Annotated in this window: 15 protein-coding genes and 1 pseudogene; 8 read left to right on the top strand and 8 right to left on the bottom strand. The window is 34.7% G+C overall.

Annotated elements, in window-relative coordinates:
• Positions 1-29 precede the first annotated feature (29 nt).
• On the top strand, positions 30-1,112 hold the full coding sequence (locus ABIQ27_RS03700; protein WP_348032164.1) for a PAS domain-containing sensor histidine kinase: 1,083 nt from the start codon (positions 30-32) through the stop codon (positions 1,110-1,112).
• Positions 1,113-1,178: 66 nt separating this feature from the next.
• On the opposite strand, the gene ABIQ27_RS03695 is transcribed toward ABIQ27_RS03700, so the two are convergent.
• From ABIQ27_RS03695 to ABIQ27_RS03680, 4 genes are all read right to left on the bottom strand, one after another.
• The gene (locus tag ABIQ27_RS03695) at positions 1,179-1,526 is read right to left on the bottom strand and encodes a TonB-dependent receptor plug domain-containing protein (protein WP_348032162.1); all 348 of its coding nucleotides are present in this window, start codon (positions 1,524-1,526) and stop codon (positions 1,179-1,181) included.
• A 26-nt stretch (positions 1,527-1,552) separates the two neighbouring features.
• Positions 1,553-2,458: a hypothetical protein gene (locus tag ABIQ27_RS03690; RefSeq protein WP_348032161.1), complete on the bottom strand. Its 906-nt coding sequence runs from the start codon at positions 2,456-2,458 to the stop codon at positions 1,553-1,555.
• A 25-nt stretch (positions 2,459-2,483) separates the two neighbouring features.
• The gene (locus tag ABIQ27_RS03685; RefSeq protein WP_348032205.1) at positions 2,484-2,984 is read right to left on the bottom strand and encodes a sigma-70 family RNA polymerase sigma factor; all 501 of its coding nucleotides are present in this window, start codon (positions 2,982-2,984) and stop codon (positions 2,484-2,486) included.
• A gap of 128 nt (positions 2,985-3,112) precedes the next feature.
• Positions 3,113-3,943, bottom strand: coding sequence for a hypothetical protein (locus tag ABIQ27_RS03680; RefSeq protein WP_348032159.1), 831 nt, complete (start codon positions 3,941-3,943; stop codon positions 3,113-3,115).
• A 27-nt stretch (positions 3,944-3,970) separates the two neighbouring features.
• Between ABIQ27_RS03680 and ABIQ27_RS03675 the strand changes: the two genes are divergently transcribed.
• The 4 genes from ABIQ27_RS03675 (at position 3,971) to ABIQ27_RS03660 (ending at position 8,073) form a co-directional block, all read left to right on the top strand.
• Complete coding sequence (locus ABIQ27_RS03675; RefSeq protein ID WP_348032204.1) at positions 3,971-4,846, top strand: PPK2 family polyphosphate kinase; 876 nt, start codon at positions 3,971-3,973, stop codon at positions 4,844-4,846.
• Between the two features lie 119 nt (positions 4,847-4,965).
• A complete protein-coding gene (locus ABIQ27_RS03670) occupies positions 4,966-6,342 on the top strand; it encodes an MATE family efflux transporter (protein ID WP_348032157.1) in 1,377 nt (458 codons plus the stop codon).
• Positions 6,343-6,359: 17 nt separating this feature from the next.
• On the top strand, positions 6,360-6,590 hold the full coding sequence (locus ABIQ27_RS03665; RefSeq protein WP_348032155.1) for a hypothetical protein: 231 nt from the start codon (positions 6,360-6,362) through the stop codon (positions 6,588-6,590).
• 94 nt (positions 6,591-6,684) lie between these two features.
• Positions 6,685-8,073, top strand: coding sequence for a hypothetical protein (locus ABIQ27_RS03660; RefSeq protein ID WP_348032153.1), 1,389 nt, complete (start codon positions 6,685-6,687; stop codon positions 8,071-8,073).
• Between the two features lie 3 nt (positions 8,074-8,076).
• Here ABIQ27_RS03660 and meaB read toward each other — a convergent pair whose 3' ends face one another.
• Complete coding sequence (gene meaB, locus ABIQ27_RS03655; RefSeq protein WP_348032151.1) at positions 8,077-9,162, bottom strand: methylmalonyl Co-A mutase-associated GTPase MeaB; 1,086 nt, start codon at positions 9,160-9,162, stop codon at positions 8,077-8,079.
• A 97-nt stretch (positions 9,163-9,259) separates the two neighbouring features.
• Here meaB and ABIQ27_RS03650 point away from each other — a divergent pair, with 97 nt between their 5' ends.
• The 3 genes from ABIQ27_RS03650 to ABIQ27_RS03640 all read left to right on the top strand — a co-directional run bounded on the left by ABIQ27_RS03650 (position 9,260) and on the right by ABIQ27_RS03640 (position 12,947).
• The gene (locus tag ABIQ27_RS03650) at positions 9,260-10,171 is read left to right on the top strand and encodes an AEC family transporter (protein WP_348032149.1); all 912 of its coding nucleotides are present in this window, start codon (positions 9,260-9,262) and stop codon (positions 10,169-10,171) included.
• The gene (locus ABIQ27_RS03645) at positions 10,172-11,380 is read left to right on the top strand and encodes an MFS transporter (RefSeq protein WP_348032147.1); all 1,209 of its coding nucleotides are present in this window, start codon (positions 10,172-10,174) and stop codon (positions 11,378-11,380) included.
• A 163-nt stretch (positions 11,381-11,543) separates the two neighbouring features.
• Positions 11,544-12,947, top strand: a complete 1,404-nt coding sequence (locus ABIQ27_RS03640) for an FAD-linked oxidase C-terminal domain-containing protein (protein ID WP_348032145.1) — start codon at positions 11,544-11,546, stop codon at positions 12,945-12,947.
• 239 nt (positions 12,948-13,186) lie between these two features.
• Here the strand turns inward: ABIQ27_RS03640 and ABIQ27_RS03635 are convergent, their stop codons facing one another.
• From ABIQ27_RS03635 to secA, 3 genes and pseudogenes are all read right to left on the bottom strand, one after another.
• A complete protein-coding gene (locus ABIQ27_RS03635) occupies positions 13,187-13,768 on the bottom strand; it encodes a hypothetical protein (protein WP_348032143.1) in 582 nt (193 codons plus the stop codon).
• A gap of 80 nt (positions 13,769-13,848) precedes the next feature.
• On the bottom strand, positions 13,849-15,054 hold the full coding sequence (locus ABIQ27_RS03630) for an ATP-binding protein (protein WP_348032142.1): 1,206 nt from the start codon (positions 15,052-15,054) through the stop codon (positions 13,849-13,851).
• A 226-nt stretch (positions 15,055-15,280) separates the two neighbouring features.
• Positions 15,281-15,663, bottom strand: a pseudogene (gene secA, locus ABIQ27_RS03625) (preprotein translocase subunit SecA); the annotation flags it as partial.

Genomic DNA, 15,663 nt, shown 5'->3' with positions numbered 1-15,663 from the left:
TCTTGTGCATTCATATAATCCCAAATCGTATGACAACAGAAAATAAGAATGAATTACAGATCTCCAGATTTGAGCTTCATAAAGTAGCTGATTTTTTACCTTATCCATTTATTATTGCGGAGGTAATTAATGGTATTCATTACAACACCTTTTTAAACGAAAAATTTTCCGAGGAAATCGGATATACACTAGAAGAAATTCCCACTATTGAGGCATGGTACAATTATGCTTATCCAGACCATACTTACAGGGATGGAGTAATTCGTGCCTGGGACGAAGAAGAAGAAGGAAATTCGAAACAGGAAGGAAAAGTGTTCGTCAGAAAGAAATCCCTGGTTACCTGCAAAAACGGAATGAAAAAATGGTATCAGATAAAGGCTTCTGTAATTGATAAACTTCACGTTGTTTCTTTCGTTGATTTAGATAAAGAAATTACACTGCAGGAGAAACTAAAGAATATCAATAGTAATAATGACCGAATGTTATCGGTATTAGGTCACGATCTGAGAGCACCTCTCATTAACTTAAGAGAAATTTCTTCAATGGCTCTGGACTATGATTTATCTCAGGATGATTTCAACATTTTTGCTGAAAGGATAAACAAGCAGACTGCCAGCGTTTTAGACATGCTTGATACAACTTTAAATTGGTCAAGAGCCAATTTTAATGCTATTACGATAAGTAAGGTTAATATTGATATAGAGAATAATATTCAGGAAATTTTGAATATTTACAGAAATGATTATGAGGCTAAAAATATCATCGTAAAGACTTCGTTTGATAAAGCAAAATTGAAATCTGATTCGGAAATTGTAACAATTATTGCCCGAAACATGATTACTAATTCGATTAAATTTACACCACAAAATGGGGAAATAAATATAGGTTTTGACAACAATGTTTTAACCGTTTCTGATAATGGAGTTGGGATGTCGGAAACTATGATAAATTCTATTTTAAATCATCAATACATTTCAAATAGAGGGACGAATAACGAAATTGGTATGGGAATAGGAATGCAATTGATACAGAATTTGGCGGAAAAGATCAATGCCTATATTACGATACAAAGCCAGCCGCAAAAAGGAACCTTGGTAAGCCTTCATTTTTAATATTAATCAGAAACCCTGTCCGTGTGCAATCGAACAGGGTTTCTTCATCATCAACACCCAACTTCATTACGTTTTTTTCTTTTTCATTTTTCTAAGTTCTTTTTTTGAGAGTTTTTTACTTTTGATTAAAATAATTCCATTTCTGGCTTGACCATTAAAAAGAGTTTTTGAAAGGGAATCTTTTAAGATAGTTACTGATTCAATAGTTTCAGGATTTATTTTTTTAAACTCGGTATCATCAATAATTTTTCCATCAAGAACATATAAAGCCTGGTATTTTTTATCTATTGAATCCAAGTGTCTTATATAAATCGGTTGTGGAGATCCATGCCTTTTAATAGTATCTGTCTGAGCGAATGATATGATACTAAAGAGCATAATAATTACTAATGAATTAAGTCTTTGACTTTTCATGGCTTTGAAATCTAAAAGTTGAAATATTATTTTGCTTTCTTAGAAACGGTCATAGGTTTTCCGTTTTTGGTGGTAATAATGACAACACCTTTACTACCTTTTTTACCATAAATTTCAATCGCTTTTTCATCCTGCAATATGAAAATGGTTTCGATTTCCTGTTTGTTTAGCGGAGTATACGGGCTGGTAGGATTGGGGCCAAAAACTTCTTTTTCTGTATATTCAACACCATTGATGATATATAAAGGTTCTTTTAAAACTACTAAGGAATCAACATCATTGAATTCAAGTTCTCTTATACTTTTCTTTTCTACTTTGTTATCAATCACGACCAAAGGTTCTTCTTTATGAACATTAGAAACCTGATTGCTTTTATCCATAAACACTTCAACATCTTTCGTATTTGCTTTTTTATATTCATACTTAGAATCATCTCTTAAAAAACCACCATTAGTGATAGAGACCGAATTGTACATCGAAGCTTTAGATTTTGATAGCGAATCAGTTTTAAAAATTGTTTCTTTTTCGTCAGAAGCTGATGTAGTGTGCATAGCTACGACAGGTGCAGTGGTGATTTGTCTTTTCAGAATTTGCTCAGCATCTGATTTTATTGCCGGATTTACTGGCTTTGCCGTTACTATGGCATTTGTTGTTGGGGTTGTTTTTTTAATAGAATCGGTAGCTGTTATTACCTGATTTGTTTTAATCTCATTGTTGTTATTTTTAAAAAACTGATATCCTAATGTTGTTACTAATAAAACCGAAGCAGCAACAGCGATTTTTTTCCAGCGCCAAATTGCTTTTTTATCTTCTTTATTATCGAGTTTTTCTTCTACACGATTCCAGACTTTTTCCATTCCGGGGAAGTCTTTGGTCTCAGCATTTTCAGCCGCTGATTTGATTTCGTTAAACAAAGATTCGTTATTTTCCATGATTTATGCTGAATTTATTTCAGTACTATTTTGCTTTTTGATAATACAACTGATTTACTAGATCTTTCAGTTTAGTTTTGGCGGCATTCAATTGTGATTTGGATGTGCCTTCCGTAATATTGAGCATCACTGCTATTTCTTTATGACCATAACCTTCAATAACAAACAGATTAAAAATCGTTTTGCAACCTTCAGGAATCCGTTCAAGCAGTTTCAATAAATCTTCTTCTTCTAATGGTGTTTTCTCTGGACTTTCAGGTTGAATATGAAATTTGGTGTCTTCTAAATAAAGATTAAAATTCACATTTCGCTTCAATTGATATAAGCAATGATTTACCGTTATTTTTCTTGTCCATGCTTCAAAGGCACCATTTTCTTTTAATTGATCCATTTTGGTAAAGATGGTATAAAATGCATCTGCCAATACTTCTTCAATTTCTTCTTCTTTTTTCAAATACCGTTTACAAGTGCGATATAACTTAGGCGACATATGCTCATACACATGACGCTGGGCATCACGTTGCATTTTTTTACAGGCAGATATATGAGTTTCGTTTATCACAATGAATGTCTTTATAGCTAAAGAGAACTTATTTTACAAAAAGGTTGGGACGAAGTAAAAAAAAATTAAAACTTTTTTCTAAACGGCCAATTTTACTGGGATTTATTCAGAACTAATTTATAAATATTTGATTCTTGTATTTCAGAATCAGTGTCTTCACAAAGCAAAAATTCGATTTGAGTGGCTGTTTTGTTATATAAAGTTAAACCTTCAAATTTATGTTTGTCACTTATTTGAACAGAACTTGTCAGCTTCATCGTTTTCAAATCAATGGCTCCAATGATGCTTCCCATAACTTCACCATCTAAATAGGTTGAAGCAGAATCTTCGGCTGCAGCCAAAAAATAAACTGTATCATCAACCAAAATAGCATCAGTGAAAGTAGCTGGTACATTTTTGATCTTTGGCAAATCAAATATTGTAAATCCTATTTCTGATTGCATTCGGCTATTAAAAACGGTAATTATTCCATTTTTATTTTCAGTTCCGTTACCTCTTTGAAACAAAAACACGTTTCTTTTATTTATTATAAACCCTTCAATATTGAGTTCATCGTCAGTAAAATTGAGTTGGTGCTTAATTTTTTTATAGAGATCGGTGATATCGTTTTGTATTACTGTGTCAGTTTCACAATCATATAAAAACGAAAGATTGCGCTTTTTTGTTGAACCAGAACCAAGTAACACAATCTTATCTTTGTCATAGGTAATCGCCTCAAAATCGGGTTTGTCTTTTTTGGCAATGTTTTCCTGAGCATTGTCTGTCAGAGCAATTTTGTTTAATTTTTCTGCTTCAATATTGTATTCATAGAGATAATTACTGTCGTCAGAAATAATATAAAGCAAATTATTATGGTAAAGCAATCCAGAAGCAGAACCAATTCCGACGATTTTGAAGAGTAGCGAAAGTTGAAATTTTTCCATAGTTTTACAAATATAAACACTTGAATGATGAAAAGCATTAATCCCGAAGATTTTAGAGTTACAGATAAAATAGAATTGTCAAAAACTCCTACTGAGTTAAATATTGATATTGATGATGATGAAAAAGAAGCGGAATTAATAAAAATCCAAAAAAAGCTCAGCAAACGACAGGATATGATGTATGCCCACAATCGTTATAGTGTTTTGATTTGTTTACAAGGCATGGATACCAGCGGAAAAGACAGTTTGATTCGGGAAGTTTTTAAGGAATTCAATTCACGTGGTGTGGTAGTTCATAGTTTTAAAACACCTAATTCTGCCGAACTAGAGCACGATTATTTGTGGCGTCATTATTTGGCTTTGCCTGAAAAAGGAAAGTTTGCTGTGTTCAACAGAACGCACTATGAAAATGTATTGGTAACACGTGTGCACCCCGAATATATCATGTTTGAAAATATTCCGGGCATTGAAAAAGTAGAAGACATTACGCCAAAATTCTGGGAAAACAGAATGGAGCAAATCAATAATTTCGAAAAACATATAACCCAAAATGGAACTGTCGTTCTGAAGTTTTATTTGCACATGAGTAAAGAAGAACAACGCAAAAGATTGCTAAAACGATTAGAAAATCCCGAAGACAACTGGAAGTTTTCGACTGGCGATTTAAAAGAACGCGAGCTTTGGGATGATTATATCAGATGCTACGAAGCAGCAATCAACAAAACGTCTAAGGAACACGCGCCCTGGTTTGTAATTCCGGCCGATGATAAACAAATGGCACGTGTTATTGTAGCCAAAATTATTTGGGAAGAAATGCAAAAACTTACCGATATTAAAGAACCCGATTTAGACCCAAAAGTAAAAGCCAATATTGAACAATACAAAGAACAATTGAAAGGATGATTCAAAAATCGATATCAATTTCAATATCAATTGTCAGTTTTTTTAATTGATATTGCCAATGAATTTTGTCATTGCCATTGCCATTGAATCGGCTATCTTTGCAGCTGAAAAATGCAAAAATGAATCTCTCTGTATATACAAAAGAATTTAAAACCAACCTGCAACTGGCATATCCTGTCATCATCGGGATGCTCGGCCATACTTTAATCGGTATTGTAGATAATATTATGGTTGGAAAATTAGGTAGCACTGAGTTAGCCGCCGTTTCTTTGGGAAACAGTATGATTTTCGCAGCCATGTCACTTGGTCTTGGGTTTTCAACCGCGATTACTCCAATTGTTGCCGAAGCTGATGCAGAAAATGATACTTTCAAAATCCGTTCAGCTTTTCATCACGGTTTGTTTTTGTGCATCATTTTAGGATTTTCACTTTTTGGATTAGTGGTTTTGGCAAAGCCATTTATGGAATTGTTGCATCAGCCAAAAGAAGTAATCACACTTGCAAAACCTTATGTTGACTGGGTTGCTTTTTCGTTAGTGCCGCTTATCATTTATCAGGGATACAAACAGTTTGCTGATGGTTTGTCGATGACAAAAGTTTCGATGTATGCGATTGTCATGGCGAATGTTTTACACGTATTCATTAACTATTGCTTGATTTATGGTGTTTGGATTTTTCCAAAAATGGGAATTCTTGGCGCTGGTTTAGGAACAGTGCTATCGAGGATTGCAATGGTCGTTTTTATGCACATGATTTTATCGCGTAAAGAGAAACTAAAACAATACTTTCACGATTTCAGTTTTGATGAAATCAAGAAAGATATGATTAGAAAAATTGTCAATCTTGGTTTGCCATCAGCAATGCAAATGCTTTTTGAAGTAGTGCTTTTCACTGCCGGAATCTGGCTTTGTGGCAACATTGGAAAAACAAGTCAGGCTGCCAATCAAATCGCATTGAGCTTGGCTTCAATGACTTTTATGTTTGCAATGGGTTTGAGCGTGGTTTCTATGATCAGAATCAGCAATCAAAAAGGACTGAACGACTACAAGCAATTGGTTATTGTGGCGCGCTCCATATTTTTACTGGCTATTCTTATTGAAATTTTGTTTGCCATAATGTTTGTCGCATTGCATCAAATTTTGCCGTATTTGTTTTTAAATATGGAAAATCAATCTCAAATGTTAGACAATCAGGAAGTGATTACTATTGCGTCCAAATTGCTTTTGGTTGCGGCAGTCTTTCAGATTTCTGACGGAATCCAGGTTGTGGTTTTAGGCGCTTTACGCGGATTGCAGGATGTCAAGATACCAATGTACATCACTTTCGTAGCGTATTGGATTGTTGGGTTTCCGATTTCATTTTATCTCGGAGAATATACTTCACTAAAAGCCGTTGGTGTCTGGATTGGATTATTGGGCGGACTAACAGCTGCTGCAATATTTTTGTATATTCGTTTCCACTATCTGACAAAAAAACTCCTAACTCATAATTCATAACTCATAATTCATATAAAATGGAATTACCAAAATTTTTACTAGCAGACAACACTGATTTACCGGAAGACGATATTTTTGTCATTCATCTTGATTTCCCTCGTTTTATAATCAACTTAAAAGATGATGAAGTGGAGTTTATTGAAGATTTAGAAGGCGAAGATGAAACCGAATTAGAAAGCGAGATGGAACATTTAATTACTCTGGCTGGCGAATTCTACGACCGTGAAATGGAACGCTACGGAGAATAGTATTCAGTTAGCAGTCGCAGTTAGCAGTTTTTAAAAATATTCGTGCATTCGTGGCTAAATTTTCAAATACTTTTATCAAAAAATAATTTCGTATATGCTGTTAAAAAAAATACTGTTCTACCTGTTAGCTGCTTTTACACTTCTGATTCCGGCGTTTTACAACGGATATCCACTGGTTTATTCGGATACCGGTTCGTATATTTTTAGCGGAATGGATTTAGTCATTCCTGAACACAGAACCATAATGTATGGTTTGTTTATTCGCTTTTTTAGCTTGAGCTTTTCTTTATGGCTGGTCGTTTTCATGCAATCACTAATGGTTTCCTATGTACTTTGGCATATCACAAAAGCAGTCAATAAAAATATTTCCAAAAGATTGTTTCTAGTCATCATGGCATTATTCTCCGGTTTTACTGGTTTAGGATGGTATTCCAGCCAAATTATGCCCGACATATTCACAGTAACTGCTATCTGTACTTTGTTCTTATTAGCTTTAAAAAGCGATTATAAAGTTTATCAAAAAATAATTTTTTCTGTGTTTTTAATCTTTTCAATAAACGCACATTTCTCTAATTACCTGATTGTTGTTTTGATAATTTTAGGACTTTTTATAATCAGCAGAACTAAATTTATTCCAAAGGCAAAGCAAGAGTTGTCCTTTTTGTTGCCAACTATTATCATAGCGGTTTCTATTTTGACAGGCTCTTTAGTGAACTATGCTGTTGGCAGAACATTTAAAATGAATCAGGGAAGTCATGTTTTCTTAATGGGTAAAATGCTCGATAGCGGTGTGCTGAAATCATTTTTAGATGACAAATGTAAAGATGAAAATTATGTTTTGTGTCAGTGTAAAGATTCGCTTCCAAACACAAGCCGTGAACTGCTTTGGGATCCGAAAAGCCCACTGTATAAAAATGGAGGCTGGGAAGGTTCACAACAATCCTTCAACAAAATAATTGGCGACATTTTCACAAGTCCAAAACACTTAGCTTTATTTACCTATAACGCCACATTTTCATCAATTATTCAGTTATTTCAAAACGATGTTGGTTCGGGTCTTGTCTCAACTTGGTACAAAGATCCAACAAGTCCGCCTTATGGTGCCATTTCAAAGCATTTCCCTTTTGAATTAAATCAATACAAACAATCCAGGCAAAATGGAAATTTATGGGATCAAGGACTGGATTTTACCTTTATCAATTATATCAATAACATACTTTTAGTGCTTTCTTCAGTCTTTTTGTTTTTCATTTTTACATCAAAATCAAAGAGAGAAAGTATTGACATTCATACACACTTAATCGTTATTACCTTGTTATTGGGAGTTTTAGTAAATGCAATTGTAGCGGGTTCGCTGGCAAACGTTTATGACAGACTTCAATGTAGAATTAGCTGGACAATCATCTTTTGCGTAGTGCTGATTCTTTTATCTAAAAAAGAATATCTGACAAACAAAGTAGAATCATTTCTGGCAAGAAAATAAGGGTTATTTAAAATACTTCTTCAACAAAATCTGAGCAGCAGCAAAAGGTGAAATCTCATTATTGGCTACTGCTTTTTTATTTATTTCCAATAGCTTGATAATTTCTGCGTGATTATAGAAATTGTTTTTCAACTGCTCATTTATGGTTTCCATCATCCAATACTGATTTTGTTCTTTGCGTTTCTCTTCAAAATAATGATTGGCTCTGACCAACTCAAAATAACTGGAAATCGTTTCCCAAACATCATCAATTCCATCTCTAGTAATTGAACTGCAAGTCGCGACAGTTGGAATCCAACCTGATTTTTTCGCAGGAAATAAATGCAGCGCACGGTTGAATTCGGTTCTAGTCAATTTGGCTTTATTGATATTATCGCCATCGGCTTTATTGATGACAACAGCATCTGCCATTTCCATAATACCGCGTTTGATGCCTTGTAATTCATCACCGGCACCTGAAATTTTTAGCAATAAAAAGAAATCAACCATCGAATGAACTGCCGTTTCGCTTTGTCCAACGCCAACGGTTTCAATAATAATCGTATCAAAACCTGCTGCTTCGCAAAGGATAATAGTTTCGCGGGTTTTACGGGCAACACCGCCCAAAGTTTCTCCCGAAGCTGATGGTCGGATATACGCGTTTTCATCCTTTACCAATTCTTCCATTCGGGTTTTGTCACCCAAAATGCTTCCATGCGAAATAGTACTGCTCGGATCAATGGCTAAGACTGCCACTTTTTTGCCCAACGATGTCAGATATTTTCCAAAAGCTTCAATAAAAGTTGATTTTCCCACGCCGGGAACACCTGTAATTCCAATTCGGACCGATTTATTAGCATAAGGCAAACAACCATTGATTATTTCATTGGCTTTCACCAAATGAGTAACACTAGTACTTTCCACCAAAGTAATTCCACGGCTCAACGCCACTTTATCATGCGCTAAAATGCCAGCAATCAATTCAGCTGCTGACGGTTGTAGCTTTCTGCTTTTGGAAATTTTCTCCAATGAAGAAGCGCTGAAACTTTCCGGTTGCGGAATGCCTTCTTTTTCATGCAGCGCTGATTTTTTGTTTTGCTTTTCGTCCAAGGGAAAATCGTTTGGGTAAATTTAGTAAAATATTGTTTGCCAATAATCCTTTTCCATTTTTTTGCCGTTCCTTTGCAGTACTAATTTTTTACTTCGAATGGATAACATTCTATTAGTTTTTCTTTGTCTGATAATGGGTTTGGGATTGCAACGAGTCGCAGCTTTTCCAAAAAACGGACACTTAGCACTTAACCAATTTATAATTTATATTGCTTTGCCGGCTCTGGCTTTGTACTATATTCCAAAAGTTTCGATTTCTACTGATTTATTATATCCGTTAGGCATTGCCTGGATTGGATTTGTATTGTCTTTCATCTTTTTCTATATAATTGGAAAAAGGCTGAACTGGCCAAACAGATTAATTGGTTGTCTGACAATTACGGCTGGTTTGGGAAATACTTCCTTTGTTGGTTTTCCAATAATTCAGGCACTTTATGGAGAAGAAGGTTTAAAAACTGCCATCATTGTCGACCAACCGGGTTCGTTTGTTGTTATGGCAACTCTCGGAATTATTACGGCCGGAATATTTTCCAAAGGCGATCCAAAAACAAGTGATATCGTTAAAAATATTTTGCTTTTTCCGCCATTTATTGCTTTTGTTATTGCGGTTGTAATGAATGTTTTAAAAGTTGATTTTAATGAGCATTTTGAAACTGTTTTTCAAAAACTGGGAGCGACGGTAACGCCGGTGGCTTTGGTTGCAGTAGGGTTGCAATTAAAAATAGACAGGCGCAGCCAACATTGGAAATTCCTTCGGCTGGGATTGTTTTTTAAATTGATTATTACACCTGCGATTTTCTTTTTGCTTTATAAAATTATATTAGGAGGCAAAGGTTTAGCAGTTGATGTTTCTGTGATGGAATCGGCCATGGCGCCAATGATTACAGGAGCAATCTTAGCTTCAAATTACGGATTGAAACCAAAATTAAGCAGCATGATGGTCGGCATCGGAATTCCGTTGTCTTTCCTGACGCTGGCTTTTTGGTATTTTATTATAAACACTTTTTAAATGGAAGCTACAATTGACACAGCTGGAGAAAATAAAGAATTGTTGCATAAAACAGTTTATTCGATACTGTTTTCGATAAGTTTTGCCCATTTACTGAATGATTTAATTCAGGCTATAATTCCTTCAGTTTACCCAATTTTAAAGGAAAATTATCAACTTTCGTTTTCACAGATTGGACTAATAACTTTTGCTTTTCAATTATCAGCATCATTGCTTCAGCCTTTTGTTGGTTATTACACAGACAAATATCCTAAACCGTTTTCACAGATTTATGGAATGTTATTTTCGATGGCCGGAATTGTGTCGTTGTCGTTTGCCAATAATTTCTATTGGATTTTGCTTTCTGTGGTTTTAATCGGAATCGGTTCGTCCATTTTTCATCCTGAATCGGCCAGAATTTCGAACATGGCATCAGGTGGGAAACGAGGTTTAGCGCAATCTATATTTCAGGTTGGCGGGAATTTCGGAACAGCACTTGGACCACTTTTGGTGGCGTTAATTGTGGTGCCAAATTCTCAGAAATACATTCTTTGGTTCGTGATTGCTGCCGTAATTGCATTGGGAATTATCAGCAAAATTGCTTTTTGGTATCGCGACCATTTGATTATAAAAAAGAATAAAAAAACGGTGTTTATAAATTATCATAATTTGTCAAAAAGCAAAGTGAAATGGGCAATTGCAGTATTGTTGATTGTCATTTTCTCTAAGTTTTTTTACACCGCATGTTTGTCAACGTATTATACTTTTTACATCATGGATAAGTTTCACTTGTCTATAAAGCAAGCGCAGTTTCACATGTTTATTTACCTGATTGCTTACGCACTCGGAACCATACTTGGCGGACCATTAGGCGATAAAATTGGAAGAAAGCATGTAATTTGGCTTTCAGTTTTTGGAGCAACTCCATTTGCGTTATTGCTGCCTTATGTAAACTTGTTTTGGACAGATGTTTTAATGATAACTATTGGTGTAATAATGTCATCAGCGTTTCCGGCTATATTGGTTTACGCACAGGAATTAGTGCCAAAAAAACTCGGAATGGTTTCCGGATTGTTCTATGGTTTTGCTTTCGGAATGGGCGCTTTAGGTTCGGCTTTGCTGGGTAAACTTGCGGATTATACTTCCATACAATACGTGTATCATGTTTGTTCCTATCTACCTTTGATAGGTATTATTTGTTTTTTTCTTCCCAATTTGAAAAAGAAATAGGAGCAAATGTTTTGGCTTATCAGTCGTCCATTTTCCCGCTTTCCGTTACAATATCTTTGACAAAGTTCTAAACTTTGTCAAAGATGATTTTCACTCCAATCGGGGCTAAAAGGATTTGTCTTTTTCTTTTGTTATTGTTACTTTTACTTTCAAATTAGAACAAATGTCATTATCTCCCGAAATACTTCAAAAATTATCCAATATAGTTGGTGAATCTTTTATATTCACTGACGAAGAAACCCGAAATCATTATGGTCATGACGAAACGGAAGATTATGTTTTTCCGCCAAACGTAGTTGTAAAACCAGCCAACGCTCAGGAAATTTCAGCCATATTAAAAGTCGCCAACGAATATAAAATTCCAACGACGCCAATTGGAGCCAGAACTGGTTTGAGTGGTGGTGCTTTGTCAATTTATGAAGGCATTGGTTTATCGATGGAACGTCTTGATAAAATTCTGGAAATTGACGAGCAAAATCTACAGGTTACTGTTGAACCAGCAGTAATCAATCAGGTTTTGCGTGAAATCGTAGCCGAAAAAGGATTATTCTATCCTGTGGATCCAAGCAGTATGGGAAGTTGCTGGATTGGTGGTAACATCGCCGAAAATGCCGGTGGCGCAAGAGCAGTGAAATACGGAGTAACCAAAGATTATGTACTCAATTTAGAAGTAGTGTTGCCAAATGGTGAAATAATCTGGACAGGAGCAAATACCTTAAAAAATTCTACAGGCTACAATCTGACACAATTGATGGTTGGCAGCGAAGGAACTTTGGGAGTTATTACAAAAGCCGTTTTGAAATTGTTGCCAAAAAACAATCACAATGTGCTAATGTTGGTTCCATTCTTTGATGCAGCCCAAGCCTGTGAAGCCGTTTCTGCTATTTTCCGTGCCGGAATTGTTCCAAGCGCTTTAGAGTTTATGGAGCGCGAAGCGATTGACTGGACATTGCGATTGGTAGAAGGCATTAGTGTTGATGTGAAACCCGAACACCAAGCACATTTATTGATAGAAGTAGATGGAAATTACCCTGAAATTTTGATGTTGGAAGCCGAAAAAATCATGAATGTAGTTGAACAATTTGATATTGATGAAGTTTTGTTTGCTGATACAGAAGACCAAAAAGCCGCTTTGTGGAAAATGCGGCGTTCAGTAGCTGAAGCAGTAAAATCGAATTCAATTTATAAAGAAGAAGATACCGTTGTGCCAAGATATATGTTACCTGAATTATTATCAGGAATCAAGAAAATAGGCGAGAAGTATGGTTTCAAATCTGTTTGTTATGGTCACGCCGGTGATGGAAATCTGCATGTAAACATCATTAAAGGCGATATGACGGATGATAATTGGGAAACGCAAGTGCCACTTGGAATTCGTAAAATATTTGAACTGACAGTTTCATTAAAAGGAACAATTTCCGGTGAACACGGAATTGGTTATGTACAAAAAAACTATATGGATATTGCTTTTTCCAAAGCCCATTTGGAGTTAATGGAAAGCATAAAGCGTGTTTTTGACCACAATAATATTCTCAATCCAGGCAAGATATTTCCGGATGAACTTTAACCACTAAGTTCACTAAGAAGGCACAAAGCTCACAAGGAATAATATCTTTGTGAGCTTTGTGGTTAAAAAACTAATCTCGTTTAGGAGTATTTTTTTTATCGCGTTTTTCAGCTTTCTTTTCTTTTGCCGTTTTCAAAGGTTCCTTTTTTTCGGTTTTTTTTGCGTCTTGTGATTTTGCCATGGTATAAATATTTTGATTAGTTTAGTAATGTTAGGAGTAAAGATAACAAATATTTTTTTTATAAACCCAAAGCTTTTTGGATGTTTTTAGGAAATAAAATTTTAAAAAGTTGTTGTTGTGTGGAAATATCAAAGTTAAAAAACTTCCATTCTTTGTTGGTGTTATCATCCATCACAGCTACATAAGTTGTCGTTTTTTTTACATTAAAACTATTTCGGCCAGGTTCAAAAATAACATCTTTGGTATGGTTAATTTCTTGTAACCAAGCTTTTGTTTCGGCAACAGTTTTATCTGTTAATTTTGTTTCAAAAAAGTAGCGTATCGGGTTTCTGAACGTAATGATACAAAATGATTTTGCATCTAATTTTTTTATAGTTCCAAATTGAAACGAAACTTTTTCCAATTGCAACCGCATTCGGTAGTCTCCATTTTGATAGGCTAAATCCAACTCATCTAAAGTAGTATCTTTTTCTGTCTTAGATTCAGTAAGTTTTGGGTAGGCCAGATATACAAGGACATCAAAGTCCATCAGATAGTTAGCTTCGTAGAGTTTCGCGGTCGCCACTTTCAAACTTTCTGTTGATTGAGAGAATGCAGCAATACTGAGAAAAAGGAAGAACAATGTTATTTGATTTTTCATTTTCATTTTAATATAGGTTCAAATATAAAAAAATCCCCAACAGTTTGAACCGTTGAGGATTGTATTTATGAGCAGTTACGTTATATGTTAATGGTAAATACAAAACTGGAGCCTTTTCCTAACTCAGACTCTACATGAATTTTGCCACCTAAATTTTCTACTATTTTTTTTACTGTTGCTAACCCAATCCCATTTCCTTGATTACCAAATTGGTCTTTATCTGATAAGGTTTCAAAGATTTGAAATATTTTATCATGGTGTTCTTCAGCAATTCCGGGGCCATTATCCACTACAATAATTTCATATTGCAAGTCATCAGTTGCTCTTACTTTTAATTCAATCTCAGTAATATATTTGTTATTGTATTTAATTGCATTTGAAACCAAATTAATCAAGATTTGGTCAATGGCAGTTTTATTGGCATAAATATGTTCTAAATAGGAGTTGACCCTGATGACACAATTACTTTCAAAAGAAAAAAGAATGTCAAGGTCACCTTTTAATTTTTCTAAATTAATTTCTGTCTTTCTGCTATGAATTATATTGGTTAATTTATAATTGTCCAATAATCCATCAATAAGACCTCGAAGTTGATTTGAGGAGCTTTGTATTAATCCAACGATGTTGATGCCTTCAGTATCAATCTCTTTAGTATAATTTTCTTTTAATAAATTAGTAAGTGCCGAAATATTATTTAACGGCGATTTCAAATCATGTGCGGCTACATAGGCGAATTTTTCCAACTCTTGATTTCTTAATTCTAGTTCCAACATGGCTTGTTCTAAATAGATTTTGTTTCTTCGAAGTTCCAATAAATTCATCACCTGATTAGCCAATGATTTTAATGCTTTTAGCTGGGCTTCATTCAAAACATTTGGTTTGTTATCAATAACACACAAAGTACCAAGCGGTAAACCGGCATTGTTTGTCAAAGGTACGCCAGCATAAAAAATCACATTAGGGTAACCCGTTACCAATGGATTGTCATGAAAACGTTCATCATTTCGGGCATCTTCAATTATAAACACAGTATCTGTATCATGTATAGCGTGAGCACAAAATGCGTGTTCTCGAGGCGTTTCTGTAACCTCAAGACCATGATGCGATTTAAACCATTGTCTATCACTATCTAGTAACGTAATAAGTGAAATAGGAATATTGCATATTTGTGATGCAATTGCAGTTATATTATCAAAATCTGTTTCTGGAAGTGTATCTAAAATGGAATAAGATTCCAAGAGTTTTAGTCTTTCTGTTTCATTTTTATGTTTTTGCGGTATTAACATAGTATTTGAGAGTAATAATAAAATAATTAATAAATTTTAGCAAAATTTAAACCTTAAACAATTGTCAAATTGTTTGATAATATAGTGTAAAAATGCAAAAAAAACTATTAATTAATCTAGTTAAAATAAAAAAAAGTCATAAAACCTGCATTTGATATAATTCATAAAAAAAACCCCAACAGTTTGAACCATTGAGGATTGTATTTTAAAAAAAAATATTTAAAATTTATTCGTGAACGATAACCCATTCACCTGAAGCAATCATGCTTTCGGCTTTTTTGTATTTCATGGCTTCCGTTTTGCCGCTCATCACATGTTTGATTGTAACGTTGTCATTACGGTTGATTTTCGGCTGGTCACGAACAATAGTTTCAGTTACCTGTGGACGCTGAGAAGCAGCTTGTCCAGCTTCGCGGTTTGAACTTTCGCTGCTTTGGATTTCGTCTTTGCTTTCGGTATAATTTTGTTTTTCACGTACCTGGCGCGCTTCCTGAATGCTGTTGTTTTGCTGTGGCAAATCGCCTTTGAACAAGAATGAAATCACTTCTTTATTCACACCATCCAACATGCTTCTGAATAAGTTGAACGCTTCCAGTTTATAGATAAGCA

The organism is Flavobacterium sp. (assembly GCF_039916025.1).
In the GTDB taxonomy this organism is placed as follows: Bacteria; Bacteroidota; Bacteroidia; order Flavobacteriales; family Flavobacteriaceae; genus Flavobacterium.
Note: the sequence above shows the minus strand (reverse complement) of the source record. Positions and strands in the feature narration are given on the sequence as shown.